This window comes from Pseudomonas sp. KSR10 (assembly GCF_022355455.1).
Taxonomy (GTDB): Bacteria; Pseudomonadota; Gammaproteobacteria; order Pseudomonadales; family Pseudomonadaceae; genus Stutzerimonas; species Stutzerimonas stutzeri_E.
In genome coordinates, this window is the sequence record NZ_JAKOEN010000019.1 from 1,641,299 (window position 1) to 1,666,757 (window position 25,459).

A 25,459-nucleotide genomic window follows, 5' to 3' on the forward strand; every position below is an offset into this window, starting at 1 on the left:
AGGCGGGTGTAATGCCCGCCTTGGTCTGTCGAGAACTGCCGGCAGAATTCCGTCGGGTTCCATCAAGCCGACCGGCGGTGCTGCCGTCTGGCGCGACGGCGCGAACCGAAGCGAGACAACCCGGGTCTAGGACCCTATGGCCGCGTCCGCTCCAGCGGCTGTTGAATGCCAGCGCGCCTCCCTATGCCGTGCTGAAGCCGTCTGATGTAAGCAACTGCAGCGCGCCGGTGCGCGACGCAGCCGGCTTGGCCTCCATATCTGTCGCTCGCTCCGTTTTCAACGGCCGTCTGTGCCGTAGGGGACGATGGCGCATGCCATTTTGCGGCCTGCCCATCAATCTCGTTGCAAGGATGAGTTACCCATGCAGAAGAAAAACAATGCACGTCGGGTAGTTGCTTCTTTCGCTTTATTCGCTTCCACCGCAGCCTTGGCAGCACCCTCCGCCGAGATCGCTGCGTTCGATGACTATTGGTCGCCCGGCAAGCCCGACTCTCGGATCTGTCGATCACCGTTGCTGGTGGGAACGCCGCTCGGTCTGCCGCGCTGTATGCAGGCCGGTAACGTGATGAAGCACCTGGAGAATTTGCAGGACATCGCGTCAATGAACCGCGGCAATCGCGCCTCCGGACAGTCTGGCTATCAAGCCTCGGTGGATTACGTGCGCAGCACTCTCGAGCGCGCCGGCTATCGGGTCAGGGTGCAGGCATTTCCGTTCCTGGCGTTCTATCCCGCAGGCCCGGGCGCGCTAGCGGCAGTGACGCCGCAGCCGGTGCAGTACATCTGGGAGGAGGATTTCACCTACGCCGACCAGACCGATCCTGGCAATGTCACAGCGCCCGTGGTGCCGGTGGACCTGGCGCTCGGCCTGGGCAATACCTCGACCAGCGGCTGCGAGCCGTCTGATTTCGCTGGTTTCCCGGCGGGCGCCATTGCGCTGATGCAACGCGGCACCTGTCCGTTCGGCGAGAAGGCCACCAATGCGGCCGCCGCTGGCGCAGCCGGAGCGATCATCTTCAACCAGGGCGATACCGAGGACCGCAAGGATCTGCTGGTCGCGACCTTGGGCGAGGACTATCAGGGTGGCATCCCGGTGATGTTCTCGACCTATGACAATGGTGTGAGCTGGTCGCAGACCGAGGGGCTTCAGCTGAGCATGAACGTCGACGTGATCCGTGAGCAGTCGGAGACCTACAACGTGCTGGCCGAGACCCGTCGCGGCAATCCGGACAACGTGGTGATGGTCGGTGCGCATCTGGATTCGGTCTTCGAAGGACCTGGCATCAATGACAACGGCTCCGGTAGCGCCGCCTTGCTGGAAATGGCCACGCTGATGAGCAAGGCGCACCCGCTGAACAAGGTGCGCTTCGCCTGGTGGGGCGCGGAGGAGTCCGGGCTGGTCGGGTCGACCTACTACGTCACTCAGCTACCGGAGGAGGAGAAACAGCAGATCAAGGCGTACCTCAACGTCGATATGATCGGTTCGCCGAACTACGCCAACTTCATCTATGACGGCGATGGCTCCGATTTCGGCCTGCAGGGCCCGCCCGGCTCCGGTGCGATCGAGCGCCTGTTCCGCTCCTACTTCCACTTGCGCAACGCACCCTCGGAGGGGACCGAGATCGACTTCCGCTCCGATTACGCGCAGTTCTTCGATGACGGCATCGCCTTTGGTGGCCTGTTCACCGGTGCTGAAGACATCAAGAGCGTAGAGCAGGCGCAGCTCTATGGCGGTGCGGCCGGGCAGGCGTACGATCCGTGCTACCACAGCGAGTGTGACAACCTCGGGAACATCTCCACCGACGCGCTGGAACTGCATGGTGACGCCCTGGCCTTCGCCACCAGCTGGTTGTCGCTGTCGACCAAGATGGTCGACGACGAGATCGACGCAGCGGCCGAGCAGGGCATCGGCACCCTGCGCATGCAGAAGGCGCAGGAGAAGTCGCGTTGGGGTCACTGGATCCGTTGACCGCGTGAGCGCCGCGCCGGCTAGCCGGCGCGGTCTTTTCCATCAGTCCCTTTCCCTACGGCCAGCCGGCTAAATCTGCGACAATCGCGTCCTTCTCGAAATCGCTTACGGCTGTCCATGACCGACGCAACGCCCGCTTTTGCACAACTCCTGGAAAACCTCGATCAGACCATGTTTGCCGACCGTCATCGCTTGCGTCGTCAATTGCATGACCTGCGCAAGAAGGCCGGCGATGCGCCGCTCGAAGACGAGCACCTTTCCCTGTGGCTCGAGCGTTTCCAGGCCTCGGTGGCCAAGGTCGAGGCGCGCCGGCAGAGCGTGCCAGCCATGCGCTACGACGACAGCCTGCCGATCGCTGCCAAGCGTGAGGAGATCAAGGAGGCGCTGCGCAAGCATCAGGTGCTGGTGATTGCGGGCGAGACGGGCTCGGGTAAGACCACTCAGCTGCCGAAGATCTGCCTGGAAATCGGCCGCGGCGTGCACGGGTTGATCGGCCATACCCAACCGCGCCGGCTGGCGGCGCGAAGCGTGGCGACCCGAGTGGCCGAAGAAATCGGCACGCCGCTGGGCGAGCTGGTGGGCTATCAGGTGCGCTTCGAGGATCAGAGCAAGGACAGCTCGCTGATCAAGCTGATGACCGACGGTATCCTGCTGGCCGAGACCCAGCACGACCGCTTCCTGGAGAAATACGACACCATCATCGTTGACGAGGCGCACGAACGTAGCCTCAACATCGACTTCCTGCTCGGCTACCTGAAAACCCTACTGCCGCGTCGGCCCGATCTGAAGGTGATCATCACTTCGGCGACCATCGATCTGGAACGCTTTTCCGAACACTTCGGTAATGCGCCCATCGTCGAAGTGTCGGGGCGTACGTATCCGGTCGAAACCTGGTACCGGCCGCTGGCGGCAGAAACCGATGAGGATGGCAACCGGGTCGAGGACGACCTCACCGTCGATCAGGGCATCCTTGCCGCGTTGGACGAGATCGACGCCCATGAGAAGAGCATTGGCAAGCGCCCCGGCGATGTGCTGGTGTTCCTGCCCGGCGAGCGCGAGATCCGCGACGCCGCCGAGGTGCTGCGCAAGGCCAATCTGCGCTTTACCGAGGTGCTGCCGCTGTATGCGCGGTTGACGCCGGCCGAGCAGCAGAAGATTTTCCGACCCGCTGCCGGCCGCAAGATCGTGTTGGCGACCAACGTCGCGGAAACTTCGCTGACCGTGCCCGGCATTCGCTACGTGATCGACTCCGGCACTGCGCGTATCAGCCGCTACAGCTACCGCGCCAAGGTCCAGCGACTGCCGATCGAGGCCGTGTCTCAGGCCAGTGCCAATCAGCGCAAGGGCCGTTGCGGGCGGGTCGAGCCGGGCATCTGCATTCGTCTGTACAGCGAAGAGGATTTTCTCTCTCGACCGGAATTCACCGATCCGGAGATCCTGCGCACCAACCTGGCGGCGGTGATCCTGCAGATGCTGCACTTGCGCCTCGGTCAGATCGAGGACTTTCCGTTCATCGAGCCGCCGGACGGCAAGGCCATCAGCGATGGCTTCAACCTGTTGCAGGAGCTTTCGGCGGTCAACCGCGAGAATCAGCTGACGCCGCTCGGGCGGCAGCTGGCGCGTCTACCGATCGATCCACGTCTGGGTCGAATGCTGCTGGAAGCGGCCGGCCTAGGCAGCCTCGCCGAGGTGTTGATCGTCGCCAGTGCGCTGTCGGTGCAGGACGTGCGCGAGCGCCCGGCCGATCGTCAGCAGCAGGCCGACCAGGCCCATGCCCAGTGGAAGGACCCGGACTCGGATTTCGCTGCGCTGATCAACCTCTGGCGCGGTTTCGAAGAACAGCGCCAGGCGCTCGGCTCCAATCCGCTGCGTACCTGGTGCCGGAAGCACTTCCTCAACTATCTGCGGCTGCGCGAATGGCGCGATGCGCATCGGCAGCTGACCCTGATCGCACGTGAGCTGAATCTGGGCAAGCGCAAGGAAACGGCTGGTCCCGGTCAGCCATCCGCCAAAAAGGCCGACTCCCGTAAGGTGGAAGACGGCGGGGCCTCTTCCATCGAGCAGCCCGCGCTCACCACCGATAAAAAGGTCAACGTCAAGCTCGCCCAGCAAGCCGAAGCCAGCGAGGCGGCACAGAAAGCCAAGAGCTATGCCGCCGTGCACAAGGCAATCCTCTCCGGCTTGCTCAGCCAGGTTGGGCACAAGACCGAGGAGGGCGACTTCCTCGGCGCGCGGCAGCGACGCTTCTGGGTGCATCCGTCGAGCGTCATCGGGCGCAAGAAGCCCAACTGGATCATGGCGGCCGAACTGGTGGAGACCACCAAGCTGTTTGCGCGCATGGTGGCGAAGATCGAGCCGGACTGGATCGAGCCCCTCGCCAAGCATCTGACCAAGACCAACCACTTCGAACCACATTGGGAAAAGAAGCGCGGTCAAGTGGTGGCATTCGAACAGGTGACCTTATACGGCATGATCATCGTCGCGCGCCGGCCGGTGCATTTTGGTCCGATCGATCCGCCTGCGGCACGTGAGCTGTTCATCCGTGAAGGGCTGGTACGCGGCGAAATGCACAGCCGCGCCAAGGCGCTAACGGCCAACCGTGAGCTGCTGGAGCTGTTCGACGAACTGGAAGCCAAGGCCCGCCGGCGCGACATCATTGCCGACGAGGACACCTTGTTCGCTTACTACGACGCGCGTCTGCCGCAGGACATCTATCAGACCGCCAGCTTCGAGAGCTGGTACAAGCGCGAAAGTGCGAAAGACCCGCAGTTGCTGATGATGCGGGACGAGGATGTGCTCGCCCGTGATGCCAGTGAGGTCACTAGCGCGCAGTACCCGGATCAGCTGCACATCGGCGAACTGCAATTGCCGCTCGAGTACCACTTCGAACCCAACCATCCGCGCGATGGCGTGACGCTGCGCGTGCCGGCACCGCTGCTGCCGCAACTGCGCAGCGAAAGGCTCGAATGGTTGGTGCCCGGGCTTCTCGAAACCAAGGCCGTAGCGTTGGTGCGCGGCCTGCCCAAGGCCATCCGCAAAAACTTCGTGCCGGTGCCGGATTTCGTCAGGGCTGCGCTTTCGAAGGTCAGCTTCGGTGAGGGCTCGTTGGCCGAGGCGTTGGGCCGCGAACTGCTGCGCATGACGGGCGCCCGCGTGTCTGAAGAGGCATGGGACGAGGCAGCGAACCAGCTCGACAGCCATCTGAAAATGAACATCGAAGTGGTCGATGGTCGCGGCAAGTACCTGGGTGAAGGACGCGATCTGGCTGAGCTCACTGCGCGCTTCTCCGAGGCCAGCCAGGCCGCGCTGGCGCCACCGCAGCAAAAGGCGGAGCAGAAACCAGTCGAAGCCAAGGCCTTCGCTGAGGTGGCACAAACGGCTCAGGCGAAGATGGCCGGATTGTCGATGACGGTCTATCCCGCCTTGGTGGAAGAGGGTGGCGTGGTCAAGGAAGGCCGCTTCCCGACCCAGGCGGAGGCCGAATATCAGCACCGCCGCGCTCTGCAGCGACTGTTGTTGCAGCAACTCAGCGAACCGGCGAAATTCCTACGCAGCAAACTGCCGGGCCTTACCGACCTGGCGCTGCTTTACCGCGAGATGGGCAAGGTGGATGCGTTGCTCGAGGACATCCTGCTGGCCAGCCTCGACAGTTGCATCCTCGATGGGGAAGCCTCGCTACCCCGCGACGGCGCGGCGTTGGCTGCGCTCGCGGAGCGAAAGCGTGGCGACTGGACGTCGCATGCCGAACGCCTCGCGCGGCAGGTACTGGAAATCCTCAAGCTCTGGCATGGGCTGCAAAAACGCTTCAAAGGCAAGATCGATCTGGCCCAAGCCGTGACGCTCAACGACATCAAGGCGCAGCTCGGCAATCTGGTCTATCCCGGCTTCGTGCGCGAAACGTCGGCTGAATGGCTCAAGGAATACCCGCGCTATCTCAAGGCCATCGAGCAGCGCTTCGAAAAGATCGGCGCGCAGTTACAGCGTGATCGCGTCTGGTCCGGCGAATTGGCCGGCTATTGGGAGCAGTACCAGGCACGCCTGAAGAAGCATCAGCGAGAAGGCAAGCGCGATCCGGAACTGGCGTTGTACCGCTGGATGCTTGAGGAATACCGCGTATCGCTCTGGGCCCAGCAGTTGGGGACGAAAGTCGCGGTATCGGACAAGCGACTGAACAAGCAGTGGGGACAGGTCGAGGCCTGACGGCGCATCGCCAGGCCGGGCATACGGTCTGGGCACTAGCTCAAGGCTTCTTCGACGAAGCCCAACCGGTCCTGTCCAAAGAACATTTCGCTGCCCACGAAGAACGTCGGCGCACCGAACACGCCGCGCAGCACGGCTTCTTCGGTGTTCGCCTTGAGAGCGTTCTTGACGTGCTCATCGGTGACCAAGGCGTGGAACTGCTCGGGCTCGAGGCCGGCTTCCGCCAGGACCGTCGCTAGTATCCGCTCGTCGCCGAGGTTGCGCTGATCGACCCAGAGAGCTTTGAACAGGGCGTCCAGATAACGCGGAAAATCCTTGGGTTGCTGCAGTTGATAGCCGACTGCGCCTCGCATCAGCGCCAGCGTATTGATCGGAAAGTGCGGGTTGAAGTCGAACGGCACATCGTAGCGGCGTGCATGGCGCAACAGGTCCGTCGTCATGTAACGGCCTTTCGCCGGAACGGTCGCCGGCGAGCTATTGCCGGTGGCTTGGAAGACGCCCCCGAGCAGCATGGGCCGATAACGCAGCTCTGCGCCGGCGCGTTCGCACAGCGCGGGCAATTGGGTCCAGGCGAGATACGCCGCCGGGCTGCCGAGGTCGAAGAAAAACTCCACGGTCTTGTCCATGTCGCAACTCCAAAGGGAAGGGGGGATTACCAGCGCTCGATCCAGGGGCGCAGGTCGAGTTCGAAGGTCCAGGCGTCGCGTGGCTGACTGTGCAAGTGCCAGTAGTTGTCGGCGATGTGCTCGGGATTGAGCACGCCGTCCTGGTCCTTGAGGGCGTAGCGCTCGGGAAAACTGTCGCGGATGAAGTCGGTGTCGATGGCGCCATCGACCACTACGTGGGCCACGTGAATGTTCATCGGGCCTAGCTCGCGCGCCATGCTCTGCGCCAGCGCGCGGATGCCGTGCTTGGCCCCGGCGAAGGCAGCGAAGCCGGCAGCCCCACGCAAACCGGCCGTGGCACCGGTGAAGAGAATGGTGCCGCGCCCGCGGGTCACCATGCGTCTGGCCACCGCCTGGCTGGTAAGGAAGCCAGAGAAACAAGCCATTTCCCAGATCTTGAAGTATTTGCGCGCAGTTTCCTCGAGGATACTGCACGGCACGTTGGCGCCGATGTTGAACACCATCACCTCGATTGGGCCGATATCGCGCTCGATGGTCTCGACCAGTTCGGCTACCTGATCTTCCTTGCGCGCATCGGAGGCGAAGCCATGGGCACGACCGCCCTCGGCAATGATGCTGTCGACCAGCGGCTGCAGCTTGTCGGCGCTACGCCGGGTGACGCAAGCCACGTAGCCCTCACGGGCAAAGCGCCGCGCAATGGCACCGCCGGTAGAATCCCCGGCGCCGATGATCATGGCGACACGATTGTTGTTATCCATGGGGTGCGCTCTCTTGCTAAACGATCGTTAGGTAAACGAACGTTATGTTACGCTCGGCCTATCGTCAAGTGACTCAAAGAGGTTGTGCTGTATGCGTTACTCCGCCAGCCACAAGCAGGAAACCCGACAGCGTCTTGTCGAAAGCAGCGGCGCCATCGCCAAGCGCGGCGGCTTCGCCACCACCGGTGTCGATGGACTGATGAAAGCCATCGGCCTGACGGGGGGCGCGTTCTACAGTCATTTTCCATCCAAGAGCGACCTGTTTACCGAGGTGGTGCGGCGCGAGTTGTCGCAAAGCCCGATTCTTGCGCGCGACGGTGTTCTGGATCGGACCAGGCTTGAGCGCTGCCTCGACGGTTACCTGAGCCTGGCCCACCTGCACAACCCGGAGGCCGGCTGCGCCATCCCGGCGTTGGGCGCGGAGATTGCCCGTGCCGATGTGCCCGTGCGCGAGGAGGCTGAACATTGGCTCTGTGCCCTGCAACAGGCTTGGGCCGCCGCGCTGGAGGATGCCCAGCTGGCCTGGGCGCTGATTGCCCAATGCGTCGGTGCATTGGTCGTGGCGCGCATGCTGGCCAGTGAAGACACTCAACGTGAGGTGCTAGAGGCGAGTCGTGGCCATTTGCATGCGGCTATCGCCAAGAACTGAGCGACCGACAGCGGCCGATTAGCCTGCCTTTGGGCTGATGCGCAGATTCGAGCCAGGCGCGTCAGCTGCGGAGGAAGGCCAGCACCGCATGCATGAATTCAGTTGGATACTCGATATTCGTCAAATGGGCTGCCGGCAGAACCAGCAATCGAGCATTGGGAATAGCAGCGGCCATGGCTTCACTGTGCGCAGCGGTAGTTACCGCGTCGTGCTTCCCGGCAATGATCAAGGTTTGATTGGGGATAAGGGCGATGGTGCGCCGCATATCGGTATCCCGTACCAGCGCCCAAGAGCCCGCGATGCCTTGCCGATCGGTTTCCAGCAGCATGGTCCGGAATTGCGCCACGACGGGACTTTCTACTGCCAGCATTCGCGCAGGAAACCAGTTACGCAGGAAGGCTTCGGCGGTGCTCTGCATGTCTCGCGCTTCGAGCACGGCGGCGATCGCCGGATCCCATTGCTCGGTCGGCCCTAGATAGGCTGCGGTGTTGCTGAGAATCAGGCGATCGATGCGTTCGGGGCGGTGGATACCAAGCCATTGACCGACGAACCCACCGAGCGAGAGCCCCAGGAAATGGGCGCGCTCGATATCCAGGGCATCCAGCAGCTCTATCACATCTCCACCGAACCTACCGATTGAGTACGCGCCGGGTGGCACATCGGATGCGCCGTGCCCTCGCATGTCATAACGCAGCACGCGGAAGTGCCTGGCCAGAACGGGAATCTGGGTATCCCACATGTGCAGATTCGTTCCGATGGAGTTGGATAGCACCAACACCGGCTTGTCTGCCGAGCCATCGAGGCGATAAGCGATACGGGTACCATCTCCAGTCGTAAAGAAAGACAGGGCCGCCTGAGCCTGCGCACTCGCCTGTGCGGGGTGTGCCTCGGCGGGATTGGGTGTGTCGTTCGCTTGTACCGCCCTCGGAAATGCTGGGGCAAGCAATACGAAACTGGTGAGCAGGGAGGTAAGCGTGCGCAGCATTCGGAGCTCCTTCGGCGTGGTGCCTTGAGGTGAATTCAGCCGGAATGCTAGTTGCGAGTTTATTAGGAAGAAATTACAAAGATTGAACGATCATCGACAGTTTTTATGAACATGTACAAGTTCACTCTGCAGGACCTGCTCTGCTTCGAGGCCGTGGTACGAGAAGGCAGTTTCCAGGCTGCTGCGGCGGCTTTGCACCGCTCTCATACTGCGGTCTTTGCAGCCCTGCGCAAGTTGGAGCGGCAGTTCGGCGTGGCTCTGCTTGATCGCGCCGGCTACCGTGTGTGCCCCACTCAGGCAGGGCTGGCCCTCTACGATAGGGCGCAGCACCTATTGCAAGAGGCGGAAGCCTTTTCCCTTCATGCTCAGCAATTGGCGATGGGGGAAGAAACGGGGCTGCGGGTGGTTATTGGCGACCTATGTCCCCGTCCGCAGGTGCTGGGGATGTTGAGCAGCTTCTTCGCACAATGTCCAGGCACGCGGCTGCAGCTTCACTTCGAAGCGGTCACTGGCCCCTGGGAACGGTTGTTCAATGACGAGGCGGATTTGATTCTGCACCGCATCGATAAAACCAATCCTAAATTGGAGTGGGTGGATCTGGGAGTCATCTCATTGATCCCGGTAGTAGCGCCCGGCTTTCTGCCCTTTCCTCAGACCGACGCGATCACCCCCGAGCAGATGCGCGGACTCACGCAGTGCATCCTTCGGGACACCGCGCATGATCCTGGTGATGTCAGCCATTTCGTCATCGACGGATCGCCCCAGTGCACCGTGGCTGACCACTCGATGAAGGCCGAGGTCGTCCTGCAGGGCATGGCCTGGGGGCACTTGCCGCTTTTCATGATCGAAGAAGAATTGCGAAACGGACGTCTTATTTCCATTGCCGGACGGCACTTTCCCGGCGTGGCGGAAGAGCTGGTAGCCAGCCGTCGACGCGACCGTCCACATGGGCCTGTCGCCATGCGTCTCTGGAAACATATTCAAGAGTGGGCAGACGCCGTGCGCTCATAGGTGTAAACACGCGGGTTTCGGTTGCCTGAAGCGCACGGCTGCGTGACGAGGCGCCTGCGTGTTGCGTTCCAGGCGGAACACCGCAGCAGTCAACGTGAGCTGATCCTGCAGCAGGTTCCAGTTGGCGCCGAGCTCGTAGTTGGTGGTTTCTTCCGGGTCGAGTTCGACGTTAGACGCGCTGGCCTGGAACATCTCGCCGGAAGGCTGATAGGAGCGGCTGACCGAGAGGTAGTAGGACTGCACGTCATCCAGCTGCCACACCAGGCCCGCACGGGGACTGAGCGTGTAGTCGGTGCGCTCCAGTTCCGCCTTGCCGTTGAAGTCGTCACGGAATGTCTGGTCGAATTCGTCATAGCGCACGCTCAACAGCGCTTTCCAGTGTGGCGACAGTTCGATCATGTCCTGGACGTAGAATCCGAGCGTCTCTTGCGTGTTCAGGCCATCGCCGGTCTTTCTATTGGCCTGGAACGGAACAGGTTGCAGTGCCGTAAACCGGTACGCGCGCCACATCGTCCTGGTTGTAGAACTGCTGGTCCTTCTCCTGACAGCCGAACCCCACGCCATACAGCCGTTGATGGTTCTGCCGGCAATCATGGCGTTCTGCTTGAGTTCGGTCTGGTTGAATATTTGTGCGAGTGTCGCCGGTCAGATCAAGGATCGTCTGCGGTTCCATCATTTCGCTGGGCTGTGTCCCCCGCCTCGTTGTGCTTTCGCGGAAGGCGTTCAACCCGTTGCATTTGTCCCTTGTTGTCCAATCTCAATCGCAACAGGTCCTCGGCTAGCGTGAGCTGCCCGCTGTAGCGTTCGGCCGCTTCCGCTCGAATGTCTTCGATCGATAAACCCTGGTTCGGGGCGCTCTGATAACGCGCGCTGAAGTGCGTCAGCACTAGATTCGGAACGCCTACGGCCTGGGCGAAGGTGGCGACCCGGGCGGCCGTGCTGTGACCGAAATCGGCTTTGCCGGCTTCGGCGATGGCCAGGGTGTAGGTGGCTTCGTGGACGAGCACATGCGCGCCCTGGCAGGCGTCGCGGAGCAGTTCGGGGCGGTCGTTGTCCCCGCCGATGACAATACGTCGGGGCGAACGGCCGAGCAGCAGGTAGTCTTCGCTACGTAGGGTGCGGCCTGCATATTCGACATCGTGGCCGCGTATCAGCTCGCCCCAGAGCGGCCCGCGAGGTATGCCGTCGTGGTCGAGCTTGTCGATGTTCAGGCGCGGGTCGGGTCGGGTTTCGCTGAAGGTGTAGCCCCAGCTCGGCACGCGGTGGGAGAGGGCGGTGGCTTCGACACGTACCTGTAGATTGCGCCAGCCCTGGAACGTTTCGGTGGCATGGAAGCGTAACTCGTAAGGCAGCCAGCTCTGGCTCATTACCAGCGTGGCACGCACCCATCCTTCGATTGCGGACGGGGCGATGATATCCAGCGGTTCCTGCCGCCGCGCCATGCCGGCGCTGGCAATCAGACCGGGCAATCCGTAGCAGTGATCGCCATGGACATGCGTAACGAAGATCGCGCGCAGGCCATGCAAGGTCAGTGGCGTGCGCAGCAATTGATGCTGGATGCCTTCACCGCAATCGATCAGGTACCAGCCCTTGCCGCTGTCTTCCAACAGTGCCAGTCCGCTGACGTTGCGTGCCCTGGTCGGGGTACCGGATGAGGTGCCGAGAAATAGAAGGTCCACACGAGGGCTCCCTGGTTCGTGCCGTCAGTATGGCGACTCCAATCGTCGCGCAGAAGTTCGCCTTTGCCTCGCACCGTCGGGGTTTCGATGCATATTCTTTTTAGCTACTAAGAAAGCACAAACTTATATTAAGAATTGCTAACTCGCGCGGTTATGCTGGCGGCCATCTGATAAGGCCTGCTGGGCCCACTTTGGGGTTGAACGATGGAGTTTGGTGTTCTTGGCTTTGTGATAGCCGGCCTGCTGGTCGGGTTCATCGTCGGCATGACCGGGGTTGGTGGTGGTTCGTTGATGACGCCGATCCTGTTGTGGTTCGGCGTCAACCCCGCAGCCGCTGTCGGCACCGATCTGCTCTACGCGGCGATCACCAAAGCGGGTGGCGTCTGGGTCCATCAGAAGAATCGCAACATCGATTGGCGCATTACCGGTTGGCTGGCGCTGGGTAGCGTGCCGGCCGCAGCGGCGATGCTCTGGATATTGAAGGGGTTACATAGCGATCAGGACACGCTCAACGCGGTGATCAAACAATCGCTGGGCATCGTTCTGGTGCTCACCGCGCTGGCCGTGCTGTTCAAGAAGCGTCTGTTGGTACTCGCCTCTCGCCTGTCCGGACCCACCCCGCGGCTATCGCCTCGTGGCCTGGACGTGCTGACCGTTGTGGTCGGCATGGTGCTCGGCGCAGTGGTGACGCTGACCTCCATCGGTGCCGGCGCACTGGGTACCGTGGCCTTGTTCTTTCTCTATCCATTGCTGAGCACGCGCCGTCTGGTCGGAACGGAAATCGCCCATGCGGTGCCGCTGACGCTGGTCGCCGGCCTTGGGCACGCTGGCATGGGCAACATGGATTGGACCATTCTGGCCTATCTGCTGATGGGTTCGTTGCCGGGCATTTACCTGGGCAGCAACCTGTCCGGCCGTGTTCCGGACTCCTTTTTGCGACCCTGCATGGCGGTAATGTTGGCGGCCATCGGCTATAAGCTGATCTGACCGCATCCTTTTTCGGAGGCGCGACGCACCGCGCGTTCCGTTATGGACATCATCGCGGCTGGCGTCGCTGAACATGCATGACGACAGCGACATTCCGCTTCTACGCCAGGCTCAACGCTTTCCTTCCGGTCGAGCGCCGCGGACAGGCTTTCAGTTGTTCATGCGCGCAGGCGGCGACCACGAAGCACATGATCGAAGCCCTCGGCGTGCCGCATACCGAGGTGGCGCTGGTGTTGGCCAATGGAACCCCGGCCGGGCTCGACTGGGCTATCAATGACGGTGATCGAATTGCCGTCTACCCGAAATTCGAACGACTGGATATTACTGGACTGACATCCATGCAGCCGCTCCCGAGCGGCCCGCCGCGGTTCGTCGCCGATGCCCATCTGGGCGGCCTCGCCCGGCTATTGCGCATGGCCGGCTTCGATACGCTCTTCGACAACCGCTACGAAGATGCGGCGATGACCGCGCTGGCCAATCGTGAGGATCGAGTACTGCTAACCCGTGACCGCGCGTTGCTCATGCACCGGGTGGTCAAGCATGGCTGCTACGTGCACGCGCTCAAGCCGGCGGAGCAGTTGCGTGAGTTGTATGAGCGCCTGGACCTGGCCATCCATGCTCGCCCCTTCAGCCTATGCATGCGTTGCAACCGGCCACTCTCAGAGATCGACAAGCAGACTGCGCGCGACCGTGTGCCGCCGCGCGTGCTGGAACGCCATGAGCGATTCGTAGGCTGCGATTGCTGCGGCAGGATTTTCTGGGAGGGCTCGCACTGGCAGGACATGCGAGCCTTGCTGGGGTCGATGACGGCGGACTGAACGCAATGGGGTATGCGTCACGCTCAGTTGGGTGATCAGCGTGCCTGAATCGCCCGTTGGTTGGACAGGTAAATATTGTCCGGCGACAGCGGTTGCCCGGTGTTCACCGCTTCGAGCCACTGATCGGTGCTCGCCACGGCTGCGAAACCGGTGTGCATCACCACCGTGAAGGCTCGATGAATCTCCTCGGCACTGGCTGCACCGGCCGAGTTTTGGTAGGGCAGCGAGCCGGTGGCGTCGTGCAGCAGCTCGACCTTCCAGCCTTCATGGTGCGCCTGCACCACTGTGGAGTTGTCGCAGTTATGGGTCATGTAACCGACCACCGTCAGGGCGTCGATCTGCCGGTCACGCAGCCAGGCGCCCAGGTTGGTGTTGACCAATGCGCTAGCCAGCGACTTCTCCACGTGCAGGTCATGTGATCGCGCCGCGACCGTGTGATGCAGCTCGGCCTGCTGGCTGCCGCGGGCGAACAGCGGCGATGTTTCCGGCGCGATGTGCTGCACGGCCACTACCGGGATGCCCGCCGCACGGGCCGCGTCCATGGCTCTGGCGATGTTCGACAGTGATAGTTGCACATCGGGATATTCGATACGTAAGTTGCCGGTGACGTATTCGTTCTGCACGTCGATGACGATCAGCGCGCGTTTTGGCTGGCTCATGGTGTGTCCTCATTCGAAGTTGGGGGCGACCGCATTGTTTCGTCGCTCGACCCGAGAGAGTGAGTGGCCCGAATGACAACTTACGATAAGATCGGGCCAACTCCAGCCGACATCTCGCCATGCAACTGCACCGAATCGCCGTGGTCGCCTTCGACCAGATAAGTCCCTTTCATCTTTCCGTTCCGTGCATGGTGTTCGGCGATGCCATGTCACGCACGCACCGTTATGCCGTCGATGTCTGCGCTGCCGAAGCCGGACCGCTGCGTACCACCGCGGGCTTCGAATTGAATGTGGCGCACGGGCTGGAAGCGCTGGAGCAGGCCGATACGGTGATCGTTCCGAGTTGGCGCGATGGCGACGAGGCACCACCGGCCGCGCTGCTCGCAGCACTGATAGCAGCTCATCAACGGGGAGCGACATTGGTCGGGCTCTGCCTCGGCGCTTACGTGCTGGCCGCAACCGGGCTGCTCGAAGGCCGTCGCGCGACCACGCACTGGGCGTGGGTCGAGCATTTCAAGGCGCAGCATCCACGGATTCAGGTGGACAGCGATGTGCTCTATCTGGATGACGCTAATTTGCTGACGTCGGCTGGAACGGCGGCGGCGCTGGACTGCTGTCTGTATCTGGTGCGCAAGCATTGGGGGGCTGAGGTGGCGAACAAGGTGGCGCGGTACTTGGTCATGTCGCCGCACCGGCAGGGCGGGCAGGCGCAGTTCATCGAGCAGCCCATGCCGACCCGCGGCCGTGACAGCCGTCTCGGCGAATTGCTGGACTGGGCGCGGGCGAGCCTGCATCTGCCGCATACGCTGGATAGCCTGGCGGAAAAAGCACTGATGAGCCGTCGCACCTTCAGCCGGCATTTCCGGCAGCACACCGGCACCACCGTTGGCGGCTGGCTGTTGGCTGAACGTATCGCGTTGAGCCAGCGTCTGCTGGAAAGCACCAATCAGCCCATCGATGCGATCGCCGCATTGGCAGGATTCGGCTCGCCGGTTTCGCTACGGCAGCACTTCAGCAAGGCACTCGGCATATCGCCCAGCCATTACCGGCAAGCGTTTCGCGGCCGTGGCTGAAGAGGTATCACCCGCTTCGGGCCGCTGCCTCTGATGCGCAGCCAACGAGAGGCTTGCGTCAAAGATATTTGAGCCAGGCGATATCCCGTCGCCGTGCTTTCAGCTCAGCGAACCAGCGTACCGCTGGGTACAGTGCGACCGCCAGGACCAGCGTGCCCAGCCACAGCGGCCAAACCGCGTCGAAGCCGAAGTGGCTGCCGCGATTGAGGCCCCATATCGCCACAGCGGCGAGATAGAGCAACTTCAGCACGTACAGGTGCAGCAGGTAGAAGAACATCGGCGCGGCGCCGAACACCGTCAATGGCCGCAGCCAGCCGCGCTCCTGGTTGCGTTCGAAACAGAGCAGCAACAGCAGCCCAATGCCCAATGTCAGGCAGAGGAATAACAGCGACGGCGGATACTTGGTGATATTCAGCAGGCTCATCAGGGTTTGCACGGCGTTAGCACCCGCACTCCAGGGTTGTTCGCCGTAGCCGTTGAGCAGCCGCAGCAGCGCGAATACCAGTAACGAACCAAGGCCCCAGCCCAGCAAGCGGCGCCGACGCCATGCCGCATCGGCGGGCCGTGCGTACAACGGCCCCGCGGCGTAACCCAGGGCGATTACACCGATCCAGGGCAGCAGTGGGTAGGACGTGCGCAGGCGAAGGCTTTCCGATACCTCGATCCAGCCACGGTCATGCAGGACTGCCCAGGGCACATGCATCAGCGAATCGCTGGCGAACTGCAACGGGTCCAGCAGGTTATGTCCGGCAATGATCACCAGCCCCAGCGCCGCAAGCAACGTGCGCGGTAACCAGAGCAGCGCCGACAGGGCGAGCATGCTTAGCCCGATGGCCCAGATCACCTGAAGGTAAATCACGCTCGGCGGGAACTGGAAGGTCCAGGCGAAATTGACCAAGGTGAATTCCAAAATCACCAGAAACAAACCGCGCTTGAGCAGGAAGCTCGATACGGCGGCGCGTCCCTGGTACTTCTCGCCGAATAGAAACGCGGACAGGCCGGTAAGAAAAATGAACACCGGCGCGCACAGATGCGCCAAGGTGCGGCTGAAAAACAGGGCCGGCTCGGTGACTGTCACATCCATGGGGTCGGAGACCTGCATGTGCAGCAGGAAGGTTTCGCGAACATGGTCAAGCAGCATGAACAGGATCACCAGGCCGCGCAGCGCGTCGATGGAAAGTAGACGCGCCGGATTTGGCGAGGCAGCGGTGGAGGGCATGGAACGGCTCACGACGGGGGATTTGGAGGTAGCAATCAGCGATTGCTCGTACAGCTTGCGATACGTTATAACAAAATAGACGGAGCGCAAAATCCAAAATCGCATGGCGCGTATGGCGAGCCATGGCAGCTCGCTCCGCGAGTCGCGTCGGGTGTCGGGGCGGTAGGGTGGAAGACGCTTGGCTCAGCGCGGAGTCAGGCGTCTTCGCATCGGTGGCAGTGCTTAGGCGACAGCTGCCGTTAGGCCTGCTCGCAGTTGACCATCCAGGACACGCCGAAGCGGTCGACGAACATGCCGAAACGCTCGGCCCAGAAGGTTTTTTCCAGTGGCATCACGACCTGGCCACCTTCGGCCAGCCCGTTGAATACGCGCTCGCCCTCGGCAACGCTTTTCGGATGCAGGGATATCGAGCAGCCCTTGATGCCTTCGTACGGGCCGCCGCCACAGGCATCGCCGGGCATGGTGTCGGACGCCATCAACTGGTAATCGCCCAGGTTCAGGCAGACATGCATGATCCGCTCCCGATGTTCGGCCGGGAAATGCTCGGATTCTGGCGCCTGGGCGAAGGTCATCATCTCCAGTGTGCCGCCCAGCACCTTCTGGTAGAGCGTGAAGGCATCGCGCGCCTGGCCGTCGAAGGTGAGATAAGGGGTGATTTTCATAGGTGTTCTCCTATTCGGGTTATTGGCTGATCCGTGCGCGCAACCGGTCTTCCTGCTCGCGCAACTCTGGGGTGAACTCGGCGCCGAAGTCTTCGGCTTCGAAAATCTGGCGAATCTCGATTTCCGAATCGCCGATGGCGGATGCTGGGCAACGCTTTACCCAGTCGATGGCTTCTTGCAGCGAGCCGGTCTGGAACAGCCAGTAGCCGGCAATCAGCTCGCGGGTTTCGATGAACGGGCCATCCACCACCGATGGTTGCCCCTCGCTGAAGCGCACGCGCGCGCCCCGGCGGCTGGGGTGCAGGCCTTCGCCGCCCAGCATGACGCCGGCGTTCACCAGTTCCTCGTTGTACTGGCCCATCGCCGCGAGCACCTCCTCGCTGGGCATCACGCCCGCTTCGGTGTCTTGGTTGGCCTTGATCATCACCATGAATCGCATCGTGCGGCTCCTTTGTCAGTTGAAGAACAGCCTAGTCGGTGCTGCTCAATCCGCTGGCTCTGTTCATTGGTCGATTCACGGCCAAAGGAATCGACACGGATGTGCGATTTTTTCTGACAACTCCAGCCACCGCTGCGTGTGGATGAAAAAGAGATGCCGTTTGGCAAGGCCTTGCGGCTCTGGACCAAGGCGGGCCGCTGGCAGGCACCGGTCTCCCTTGGCCTGGTCAAGCCGTGTGAGTCGTCAAAATTCGCCTGGACGACCTTCCGCCGTTGCAACCAAACCAACTCTTCGAGCTGACGCTGGAGCAGCCCACCGGGTCGCCGACCGGGCCGATTCAGTTCATCGGCCGTGCGGCGAAGGTGATATGAGGTTGGGCGCGGTTCGCCGCGCCTCGGCCAGATCGGATCAGCGCTGACTGCTTTTCATCAGATGCCCGGCCCGCGCCTGATAAGCCGGTTACGACTTGTGGCTGTTATCAGTATTTTTTGGGCCTTCACCCACGTGGCGGGATGTTCAGACCTTTGGCCACTGCCGGCCGCGCGATGAAGGCGTCCAGCACGCGTTGCACGTTAACGAAGCGCTCGAATTCCACCAGTTCGCGCGCTTCGTAGAAGCCCACCAGGTTGCGCACCCATGGGAAGGTGGCGATGTCGGCGATGCTGTAGCGGCCGCCCATGAGCCAATCGCGGCCTTCCAGGCGCTTGTCCAGCACGCCCAGCAGGCGTTGGCTTTCAGCGACGTAGCGATCGCGTGGGCGCTTGTCCTCGTAGTCCTTGCCGGCAAATTTGTGGAAGAAGCCCAACTGGCCGAACATCGGGCCGATGCCGCCCATCTGGAACATCAGCCATTGGATGGTCTCGTAGCGAGCCGCGGCATCCTCCGGCATGAACTGACCGGTCTTCTCCGCCAGATACAGCAGAATCGCACCGGACTCGAACAGGGCCAGCGGCTCGCCATTCGGTCCGTTGGGATCGAGGATCGCCGGGATCTTGTTGTTCGGGTTCAGTGAGAGAAATTCCTCCGAGAGCTGATCGTTGCTCTCGAAATTGACCAGATGCGCCTCGTAGGGCAGACCGGTCTCCTCCAGCATGATCGACGCCTTCACCCCGTTGGGCGTGGGCAGCGAATACAGCTGCAGGCGATCAGGGTAGCTGGCGGGCCATTTCTGGGTGATGGGGAAGGAAGACAGGTCATGCATGGTGCGCTCTCCGCAAGACAGGATTCGGTAGGTGAGGATAGCGGCTGCGAGGTGACGCGGTCATTTTCCGGCGCGGGCCGTCAATGCGCCCCCGCGCCGCGTTCTGCTCAAGGGCTGAACAATCACTGCGTGGAAAGCGTTTTGATCATCGCCACCGTCAGGTACAGGCGCGGCGCGATGCTGGCGAGCTCCAGGTATTCCTCGTCCGAATGCAGGCCGGCACCGACGACCCCCATGGTTTCCAGCACCGCAGGCGTATCGCTGTCCGGGACGTAGGCGTAACCGGCGTCGGTGCCGAAGCGCATGGCAATGGGCTCGATATCCTTACCGATCTCGCCATAGAGTTCCTGCGCCGTTTTGGCCAAGGCTTCGGAGCCGGCATTCTTCGCCAGCGGCGGGCGGCCCTTGTCGATGTGCACCTCGACCGTGGTCTCGTCGATCAGCTGCTTTGTGATGATCCGTTTGGAATCCGCGAGCACCCGGTCGTACTCGCTGAGGTCCGAGTAGCGCATGTCCGCCTCCGCTTTCGCGCTGGAGGGGATAATGTTGCGCTTCTCGCCGCCCTCGATCATGGTCCAGTTGACGGTGGTGCCCTTGCTCGGATCGCCCAGGTCCCGCAGCTGCACCAGTTGGTGGGCCAGTTCCATCACGGCATTACGACCCTCTTCTGGCGCCGAGCCCGCATGGGACGATTTGCCCTCCACCTCGAGTATCACCGCGTTGATGCCGTTGGTGGCGGTGGTCACCGCATCCTTGTCCGGCGGCTCGTAGGAGAAGACGTAATCATGCTTGCGCGCCAGCTCGGCAATGATTTGCTTCGAGCCCGACGAGCCCATTTCCTCGTCCGGGTTGAACAGCACGGTGATGCTGCCGTAGTCGTCGAAGCCCTCGCGTTTGAGCAATTCCAACGCATGAAGAATCATCGCCACGCCGCCTTTGGCGTCCGCGACGCCGGGCCCGTAGGCACGCTGCTCGTCCATGCGGAACGGACGCTTGGCGGCCGTGCCTTCGCCGAACACGGTGTCGTAGTGAACCATCAGCATGAAATTCTTGCTGCCCGAGCCTTTCAGCGTGCCGACGATGTTGTCGCCTGCCGAGGGCGTTGCGGGCGTGGTCGTGACACTTGCCCCCAAGGCTTCGAGACGCTTGACCAGCATCTGGCTGACGGTCGCCAGGCCCTTTTCCAGCCCGGTGCCGGTATCGACGGCGACCAGCGCCTTCACCGTTTCCAGATACGGCTTCTGCTCGGCTTCGGCCTGTTTGAGTAGCTCGTCGGGCTTGAGGTCGGCCGCAAAGCTGGTCAGGGAAAAGAAGCACAGGGCAACGGCAGCGGCGAGCGGGGAGGGACGGACGCGCATTGTGAAGACCTCGGTTCGGGTGGGTGGTGAGATTGAGAGCGCTCGCGACGTTGCATCGTTCCGGTGCATATGCGTTCGAATGCATGTGTCAGGGCTGCTCGAGGCTTGCGCAACGCCATCAACGTACCGCTGGCTCTGCGTGGTCGGCTCCCGCTATGGTTGGCGCTCACCCCACTTCATGGAGCGCTGCACGTGTCGCTGACCACTCCCTATGACCCGCAAAACATTTTCGCCCAGATCATTCGGGGCGATGCGCCTTGCTACAAGCTCTACGAGGACGACGACGTGCTTGCCTTCCTCGACCTGTTCCCCCAGTCCTACGGCCATGCGCTGGTGATTCCGAAGCGCTCCGCGGCGTGCAACATCCTCGATGTGGATACCGAGGCGCTGTGCAAGGTCATGGCGGTGGTGCAGAAGCTGACCCGCGTGATCGTCGACGAGTTGCAGCCCGACGGCGTGCAGGTCGCGCAGTTCAACGGTGCCCCGGCGGGGCAGACGGTTTTTCACATCCATGTGCACATCGTCCCGCGTTTTGCCGGCGAAGGGCTGGGCATCCATGCGGCGGGCAAGGCGGAGCCGGCAGAACTGGAGAAACTGCAGGCACGGCTGGTGCAGCGGCTGAAGCAGCAGAGCGCTTAGGATCTTCGATCACAGGCCGCGTGAGATCGTGGCTGCTGCACCGCCGCAGCCACGACCATCGCAGCAGCCAACGAGCACCAAAGTACTATTCGTGACGGGCTAGCGTCTTCGTACCCTGCGGGCATGATGCCTGCTTCGTGGTTCCTCACCCGGTTCTCCGTCCGCGCCTTCCGAGCGGCGCGTCGATGCCTGCCTGCAGTTCTGGTGGCCTTGGTCCCGCTACTGGCGTCCGCGCAGAGCGAGGAGCGAGCGTTGCCGGTGCTGACTCTCAGCGTGTTGCAGTTCGGGACGCCGCACTGGGAACTCGACCACCTCAAGCGTCACGGGCTGGATCACGCTAACGGGTTCGACTTGCAGGTGCTCCTGGTGGCCGACCTGCCAGCATCGCGGTTGGCGCTGACCGGCGGCAGCGTCGACGGGGCGGTGAGCGACCTGCTCTGGGCCCAGGCGCGCTATACCGCTGGCACCGCCTACCGCTACGTGCCGTTTTCCTCGCAGATCGGCGAAGTGTTGGTCAGCGAGGGCAGCGACATCCACGGACTGGCCGACCTGCGCGGCAAGCGCATCGGTGTCGCAGGCGGGCCGGACGGCCTCGGCTGGCAATTGTTGCAGCGCGTGGCGGCGCGGCAGGGCATCGACTTGGCGCGCGACGCGACCGTGCAGTACGCCGCGCCGCCGTTATTGGGGCAGGCGCTGCGCCGCGGCCAGATCGACGCGCTGCTGACCTTCTGGCATTTCTCGGCGCGCTTGCGTGGCGAAGGCGGCGTGCGCAGTGCATTTCGTCTGGCTGATCTGGTCCGCACGCTGGACCTCGCCCCCGATCTGCCGGTGCTCGGCTACCTGTTCGCCGAGGATTGGGCCGCGTCGCACGAGGCGCTGCTGCGGCATTTCAGCAGGGCCCTGCGCCAGACCAAGCGTGCGTTGGCGAGCAGCTCAGAGCCGTGGCAGGCGATTCGTCCCCTGATGCGGGCCGATGACGAGGCGGTGTTCGCCGCCTTGCGCAACAGCTTTGTCGAGGGCATTCCGCAACCGCTGGACGCGGCGCGCATCGCGACCTTGCAGCGCTTGCTGACGCTGACCGGCACCGCCCCGGCGGCCCTGATGCCGGCCGCGTTGTTCCAGAGCGAACCATGAACGATACGCGCTGGGCCTGCTGGCTCGCGCTGCCCCTGCTGGTGGCATTCTGGGCGCTGATCGCATGGCTGATGCACACCCCTTTGCTGCCCTCGCCGGCAGCGGTGCTGGAGACCTTCTGGCGCGCGCTGCACAATGGCGAGCTGCCGCATCACCTGGTGGTAACCCTGCGTCGGGTGCTGATCAGTTTCATTCTGGCGATGGCCCTGGGCGCGCTGCTCGGCGTGTGGATGGGCCGTTCGCGCACGGCCAACGCCGTGCTCGATCCGCTGCTGGTGCTGTTTCTCAACCTGCCGGCGCTGGTGACCATCATCCTGCTCTACGTCTGGTTCGGCCTGGTGGAAGCGGCGGCCGTGCTGGCGGTGGTGATCAACAAGGTGCCCAATGTCGCGGTCACGCTGCGCGAAGGCGCGCGCAGCCTGGATCCGAAGCTCGAGCAGATGGCCCAGGTATACGCTTTCAGCTGTCGCCAGCGGGTACTGGATGTGTGGCTGCCGCAGCTGTTTCCCTACCTGATGGCGGCGACCCGAGGTGGCCTGGCGCTGATCTGGAAAATCGTGCTGGTGGTCGAGCTGCTCGGGCGCTCGGACGGCGTCGGTTTCCAGCTGCACATGGCCTTTCAGGTCTTCGACGTGGCGAGCATCCTGGCCTACAGCCTGACCTTCATTGCGGTGGTGCAGCTGATCGAACTGGCTGCGTTGCAACCCCTCGAACGACGGGCGTCGGCCTGGCGCGAGGCGGGCGTGCAGCATGCTTAAGCTGCGCGTCGATGGTGCCGCGGCCGCCCATCCGGTGTTGGGGGCGATCGATTTGCAGGTATCTGCCGGCGACCGCATCTGCCTGCTTGGCCCCTCGGGTATCGGCAAGACGACCCTGCTCAACGCCATCGCCGGGCTCGATCCACGGCTGGTGCCGACGCTCCGCGCGGGAAAGCCTCCGCGGGTCGGCTACCTGTTTCAGGAGCATCGCCTGCTACCCTGGCGCACCGTGCGCCAGAATCTGGCACTGGTCGGCGCCTCGGCGGCAGACATAGAGCGGCTGCTGAGCGAGGTGGGGCTGGGCGATGCCGCGGATCGGCTGCCCGATCAGTTGTCGCTGGGCATGGCGCGTCGTGCGGCGCTGGCGCGCAGCCTGGCGATCCGCCCGGACTTGCTGTTGCTCGACGAACCCTTCGCTTCGCTGGATCCCGACCGCGCGACGGAACTGCGCGCGCTCATCGTCCGCCTGCTCGACGCGCAGCCGCAGATGGCGATGATCTGCGTGACCCACGACGCGCGCGATGCCGATCAACTGGCCAATCGCTTGTGGTACCTCGCCGGGCACCCGGCGACCCTACGTTGGGATCGGCCATTGACCGGCGATGCGAGCGCCAGCCATATCAGCGAAACATTGCGTCTGCTCAGCGCCTGAATGTAGCGGGGCATTGCCGATCTCCCTCGCGGCCGCCTACCCAACGGCCAGCTGCGTGAGCGCATGCAACACCAGGCCGACGAGCCCACCGACCAGGGTGCCGTTGATTCGGATGTACTGCAGGTCCTTGCCGACGCTCTGCTCCATCTGCTCGACCAACTCACGGCTCTCCCAGTTCTCCACGCGCTGGGCGATGTATTTACCGATCTGCCCGCGGTAGCGCTCGAGCATCGTGGGTGCGGCAGCCATCAATTGCTCGTTGATCCAGGTGCGCATCGCGGTGTCGGCGGCCAGCGAGTCGCCCAGGCCCTGGGTCAGGCGCACGATCCGTTTGCCGATGCGCGAGTCCGGGCTGTCCAGATCGGCTTCCAGCCAGTCGGTCAGCTCGCGCCAGAGCGTTTGCAGGTAGTCGGTGGTGGCTGGATGCTCAAGCAACTGAGCGACGAGGCGCTCGACCTCCAGCCGATAGGCCGGGTCATGCTTGAGCCGCTCGATATATTCGCCGACATGCTCGTCGAAGCGTTCGCGCAGCGGGTGCTCGGGATCGTCGGCGACTTCGGCGATCACCGCCGAAACGCCGTCGACGAACTTGTTCGCCGACCAGCCGCCGACGGCCCTGCCCAGGCCCAGGTAGCGCAGGGTACGTACTTCGGCGGTGATGGCGTCGGCTACCAATGCCCGGGTGTCGTCGTCCTGCAGCAGGGTGTCGAGCTTGATCAGCGCTTCATCGAGCATCGCCTGATGCTTGCCCTGGCGGGTGAGCATTTCCAGCACCTGACCACAGACCGGCGCAAGATCGATCTTGCGCACGCGGTTGATCAGTTTGGCCTGGACGAAGGCCTGCACCCGCTCGTCATGCAGCGACTCGGCGCCGAAACGTGCCATGCCGGTGAGCTGCCGGCCGACGGCGTCGGCATTGGCCGGATGGCGCAGCCAGTTGGCCAGGCGTCCGCCGATATCCAGAGCCTCCAGCTTGGCCAGTACCAATGGGGTGGAAAGGAAGTGGGTGGTGATGAAGACCGACAGGTTCTGCCCGATCCGGGCCTTGCTGCGCGGAATGATTGCTGTGTGCGGAATGGGCAGGCCTAGCGGGTGGCGGAACAGGGCGGTGACGGCGAACCAGTCGGCAATGGCGCCAACCATGGCCGCTTCGGCGAAAGAAGCGAGATAACCCCAAGCCGGGTGCCGTGGTTCCAAGGCGGTCGCCACGACATAGAGCAGGGCCGCGAGCAGCAGCAGAAGGCCGGCGACCAGCTTCATACGTAAAACCGGCGACTGCCAGCGATGTTGCAGAGCGCTCATGCGATTCCTCTTTGATGGCGACGGATGATGCAGGCGGTTCGGCCGGACGACCGACGGGCTGCCCATGAAGAGCAGACCCGGTTGGGTGGGAGCGGGTTCGATTACCCGTTTGTTGCGTTAGTGCGGCGGGCGGTACCGGCGGCTTATTCCTCGCCGTCGTCTTCTTCGCGCAGCAGCACGTAGGTGCCGTCGTCCAGGCGCTCGCAGACATAGAACATCGAGATGGTGCCGTCCTGCTCGGTCACGGCGGCGTAATCATCGGCCTCGACGGTGAAATAGCCCTTGGAGTCGGTGCCGGCTTCGCTGGCGAATACAGCCGTGAAGAAGGCGTCTTCCGGCGTGCCGTCGAAGTAATCGGCGCGCGCCTTGGCGTCCCATTCCTGCGGCGGTTCGAACTGTCCGGTGATGATCACACGGGCGTCGCCCATGTCCTTTTCTTCGCCGTCCGGATCGGTTTCGTGGGCACGGTAGATGGTGCAGCTGAGCGCATTCGGGTCGGCCAGAATGCTGTCGCGCGGGGGATGGTTGTTGGCAGGCATGGGGGCAGCTCCGGTCACAGGTGGGATTGACGGCAGTGTGGTGGAGTCCTGGTGCGGCTGCAATCGCAAGTTGGCCGGCGCGGCGGATTCTCCTGCCGGCAACCGATGGCGATCGGACCGCCGGCACCTGGTGAAGCGAACGCCG

24 protein-coding genes and 1 pseudogene are annotated in these 25,459 nt (G+C 62.9%); 12 read left to right on the forward strand and 13 right to left on the reverse strand.

The annotated features are described in order from the left end of the window. Positions 1-361 precede the first annotated feature (361 nt). Positions 362-1,966, forward strand: a complete 1,605-nt coding sequence (locus MCB86_RS16405; protein ID WP_239611502.1) for a M28 family metallopeptidase — start codon at positions 362-364, stop codon at positions 1,964-1,966. 117 nt (positions 1,967-2,083) lie between these two features. After that, complete coding sequence (gene hrpA, locus MCB86_RS16410; protein ID WP_239611503.1) at positions 2,084-6,166, forward strand: ATP-dependent RNA helicase HrpA; 4,083 nt, start codon at positions 2,084-2,086, stop codon at positions 6,164-6,166. A 35-nt stretch (positions 6,167-6,201) separates the two neighbouring features. Here hrpA and MCB86_RS16415 read toward each other — a convergent pair whose 3' ends face one another. Next, a complete protein-coding gene (locus MCB86_RS16415) occupies positions 6,202-6,792 on the reverse strand; it encodes a 2-hydroxychromene-2-carboxylate isomerase (RefSeq protein ID WP_239611504.1) in 591 nt (196 codons plus the stop codon). Positions 6,793-6,818: 26 nt separating this feature from the next. Continuing rightward, a complete protein-coding gene (locus MCB86_RS16420) occupies positions 6,819-7,550 on the reverse strand; it encodes an SDR family oxidoreductase (protein ID WP_045163211.1) in 732 nt (243 codons plus the stop codon). Between the two features lie 91 nt (positions 7,551-7,641). On the opposite strand from MCB86_RS16420, the gene MCB86_RS16425 reads away from it, so the two are divergent. Next, on the forward strand, positions 7,642-8,199 hold the full coding sequence (locus MCB86_RS16425; RefSeq protein ID WP_045163210.1) for a TetR/AcrR family transcriptional regulator: 558 nt from the start codon (positions 7,642-7,644) through the stop codon (positions 8,197-8,199). 61 nt (positions 8,200-8,260) lie between these two features. On the opposite strand, the gene MCB86_RS16430 is transcribed toward MCB86_RS16425, so the two are convergent. After that, complete coding sequence (locus MCB86_RS16430) at positions 8,261-9,184, reverse strand: alpha/beta fold hydrolase (protein WP_239611505.1); 924 nt, start codon at positions 9,182-9,184, stop codon at positions 8,261-8,263. A gap of 105 nt (positions 9,185-9,289) precedes the next feature. On the opposite strand from MCB86_RS16430, the gene MCB86_RS16435 reads away from it, so the two are divergent. Continuing rightward, complete coding sequence (locus MCB86_RS16435; protein ID WP_239611506.1) at positions 9,290-10,195, forward strand: LysR family transcriptional regulator; 906 nt, start codon at positions 9,290-9,292, stop codon at positions 10,193-10,195. On the opposite strand, the gene MCB86_RS16440 is transcribed toward MCB86_RS16435, so the two are convergent. After that, positions 10,190-10,789, reverse strand: coding sequence for a TonB-dependent receptor (locus tag MCB86_RS16440; RefSeq protein WP_275589485.1), 600 nt, complete (start codon positions 10,787-10,789; stop codon positions 10,190-10,192). The genes MCB86_RS16435 and MCB86_RS16440 overlap by 6 nt on opposite strands. Before the next feature lie 56 nt (positions 10,790-10,845). Further along, the gene (locus MCB86_RS16445) at positions 10,846-11,874 is read right to left on the reverse strand and encodes a ribonuclease Z (protein ID WP_239611507.1); all 1,029 of its coding nucleotides are present in this window, start codon (positions 11,872-11,874) and stop codon (positions 10,846-10,848) included. A 204-nt stretch (positions 11,875-12,078) separates the two neighbouring features. Here MCB86_RS16445 and MCB86_RS16450 point away from each other — a divergent pair, with 204 nt between their 5' ends. Further along, positions 12,079-12,861 (forward strand): sulfite exporter TauE/SafE family protein, encoded by a 783-nt coding sequence (locus MCB86_RS16450; RefSeq protein ID WP_025242676.1) that lies wholly within the window; start codon positions 12,079-12,081, stop codon positions 12,859-12,861. Between the two features lie 77 nt (positions 12,862-12,938). After that, positions 12,939-13,679 (forward strand): Mut7-C ubiquitin/RNAse domain-containing protein, encoded by a 741-nt coding sequence (locus MCB86_RS16455; protein WP_239611508.1) that lies wholly within the window; start codon positions 12,939-12,941, stop codon positions 13,677-13,679. Positions 13,680-13,714: 35 nt separating this feature from the next. Here MCB86_RS16455 and MCB86_RS16460 read toward each other — a convergent pair whose 3' ends face one another. After that, positions 13,715-14,338, reverse strand: coding sequence for a cysteine hydrolase family protein (locus MCB86_RS16460; protein WP_239611509.1), 624 nt, complete (start codon positions 14,336-14,338; stop codon positions 13,715-13,717). 119 nt (positions 14,339-14,457) lie between these two features. Between MCB86_RS16460 and MCB86_RS16465 the strand changes: the two genes are divergently transcribed. Further along, positions 14,458-15,411, forward strand: coding sequence for a helix-turn-helix domain-containing protein (locus MCB86_RS16465; RefSeq protein WP_239611510.1), 954 nt, complete (start codon positions 14,458-14,460; stop codon positions 15,409-15,411). Positions 15,412-15,469: 58 nt separating this feature from the next. On the opposite strand, the gene MCB86_RS16470 is transcribed toward MCB86_RS16465, so the two are convergent. From MCB86_RS16470 to MCB86_RS16480, 3 genes are all read right to left on the reverse strand, one after another. Next, entirely contained in the window at positions 15,470-16,630 is a 1,161-nt protein-coding gene (locus MCB86_RS16470) for a heparan-alpha-glucosaminide N-acetyltransferase domain-containing protein (protein WP_045163290.1), read from the reverse strand. A gap of 239 nt (positions 16,631-16,869) precedes the next feature. After that, positions 16,870-17,292, reverse strand: a complete 423-nt coding sequence (locus tag MCB86_RS16475) for a VOC family protein (RefSeq protein ID WP_045163203.1) — start codon at positions 17,290-17,292, stop codon at positions 16,870-16,872. A gap of 19 nt (positions 17,293-17,311) precedes the next feature. Then, positions 17,312-17,731 (reverse strand): YciI family protein, encoded by a 420-nt coding sequence (locus MCB86_RS16480; protein WP_045163202.1) that lies wholly within the window; start codon positions 17,729-17,731, stop codon positions 17,312-17,314. Positions 17,732-17,848: 117 nt separating this feature from the next. Between MCB86_RS16480 and MCB86_RS16485 the strand changes: the two are divergent. Further along, positions 17,849-18,102 (forward strand): annotated as a pseudogene (locus MCB86_RS16485) (anti-sigma factor); the annotation flags it as partial. Between the two features lie 125 nt (positions 18,103-18,227). Here the strand turns inward: MCB86_RS16485 and MCB86_RS16490 are convergent. Beyond that, positions 18,228-18,932, reverse strand: a complete 705-nt coding sequence (locus tag MCB86_RS16490; protein WP_045163201.1) for a glutathione S-transferase N-terminal domain-containing protein — start codon at positions 18,930-18,932, stop codon at positions 18,228-18,230. Positions 18,933-19,054: 122 nt separating this feature from the next. Further along, on the reverse strand, positions 19,055-20,290 hold the full coding sequence (locus MCB86_RS16495; protein ID WP_239611511.1) for a M20/M25/M40 family metallo-hydrolase: 1,236 nt from the start codon (positions 20,288-20,290) through the stop codon (positions 19,055-19,057). Between the two features lie 192 nt (positions 20,291-20,482). Here MCB86_RS16495 and MCB86_RS16500 point away from each other — a divergent pair, with 192 nt between their 5' ends. The 4 genes from MCB86_RS16500 to MCB86_RS16515 all read left to right on the forward strand — a co-directional run bounded on the left by MCB86_RS16500 (position 20,483) and on the right by MCB86_RS16515 (position 23,473). Then, the gene (locus tag MCB86_RS16500; RefSeq protein WP_239611512.1) at positions 20,483-20,929 is read left to right on the forward strand and encodes an HIT family protein; all 447 of its coding nucleotides are present in this window, start codon (positions 20,483-20,485) and stop codon (positions 20,927-20,929) included. Positions 20,930-21,055: 126 nt separating this feature from the next. Next, positions 21,056-22,063: an ABC transporter substrate-binding protein gene (locus MCB86_RS16505; RefSeq protein ID WP_239611513.1), complete on the forward strand. Its 1,008-nt coding sequence runs from the start codon at positions 21,056-21,058 to the stop codon at positions 22,061-22,063. Next, positions 22,060-22,821 carry an ABC transporter permease gene (locus tag MCB86_RS16510; protein ID WP_239611514.1) on the forward strand — a complete coding sequence of 254 codons (762 nt, stop codon included), beginning with the start codon at positions 22,060-22,062 and terminating at the stop codon, positions 22,819-22,821. Before MCB86_RS16505 ends, MCB86_RS16510 begins: the two co-directional genes overlap by 4 nt. Further along, a complete protein-coding gene (locus tag MCB86_RS16515; RefSeq protein ID WP_045163197.1) occupies positions 22,814-23,473 on the forward strand; it encodes an ATP-binding cassette domain-containing protein in 660 nt (219 codons plus the stop codon). The genes MCB86_RS16510 and MCB86_RS16515 overlap by 8 nt, the downstream gene beginning before the upstream one ends. A gap of 36 nt (positions 23,474-23,509) precedes the next feature. Here MCB86_RS16515 and MCB86_RS16520 read toward each other — a convergent pair whose 3' ends face one another. Both MCB86_RS16520 and MCB86_RS16525 read right to left on the reverse strand, forming a co-directional pair. Beyond that, a complete protein-coding gene (locus MCB86_RS16520) occupies positions 23,510-24,775 on the reverse strand; it encodes a DUF445 domain-containing protein (RefSeq protein WP_239611515.1) in 1,266 nt (421 codons plus the stop codon). Between the two features lie 143 nt (positions 24,776-24,918). Then, a complete protein-coding gene (locus MCB86_RS16525) occupies positions 24,919-25,314 on the reverse strand; it encodes a hypothetical protein (RefSeq protein ID WP_239611516.1) in 396 nt (131 codons plus the stop codon). Positions 25,315-25,459 lie beyond the last annotated feature (145 nt).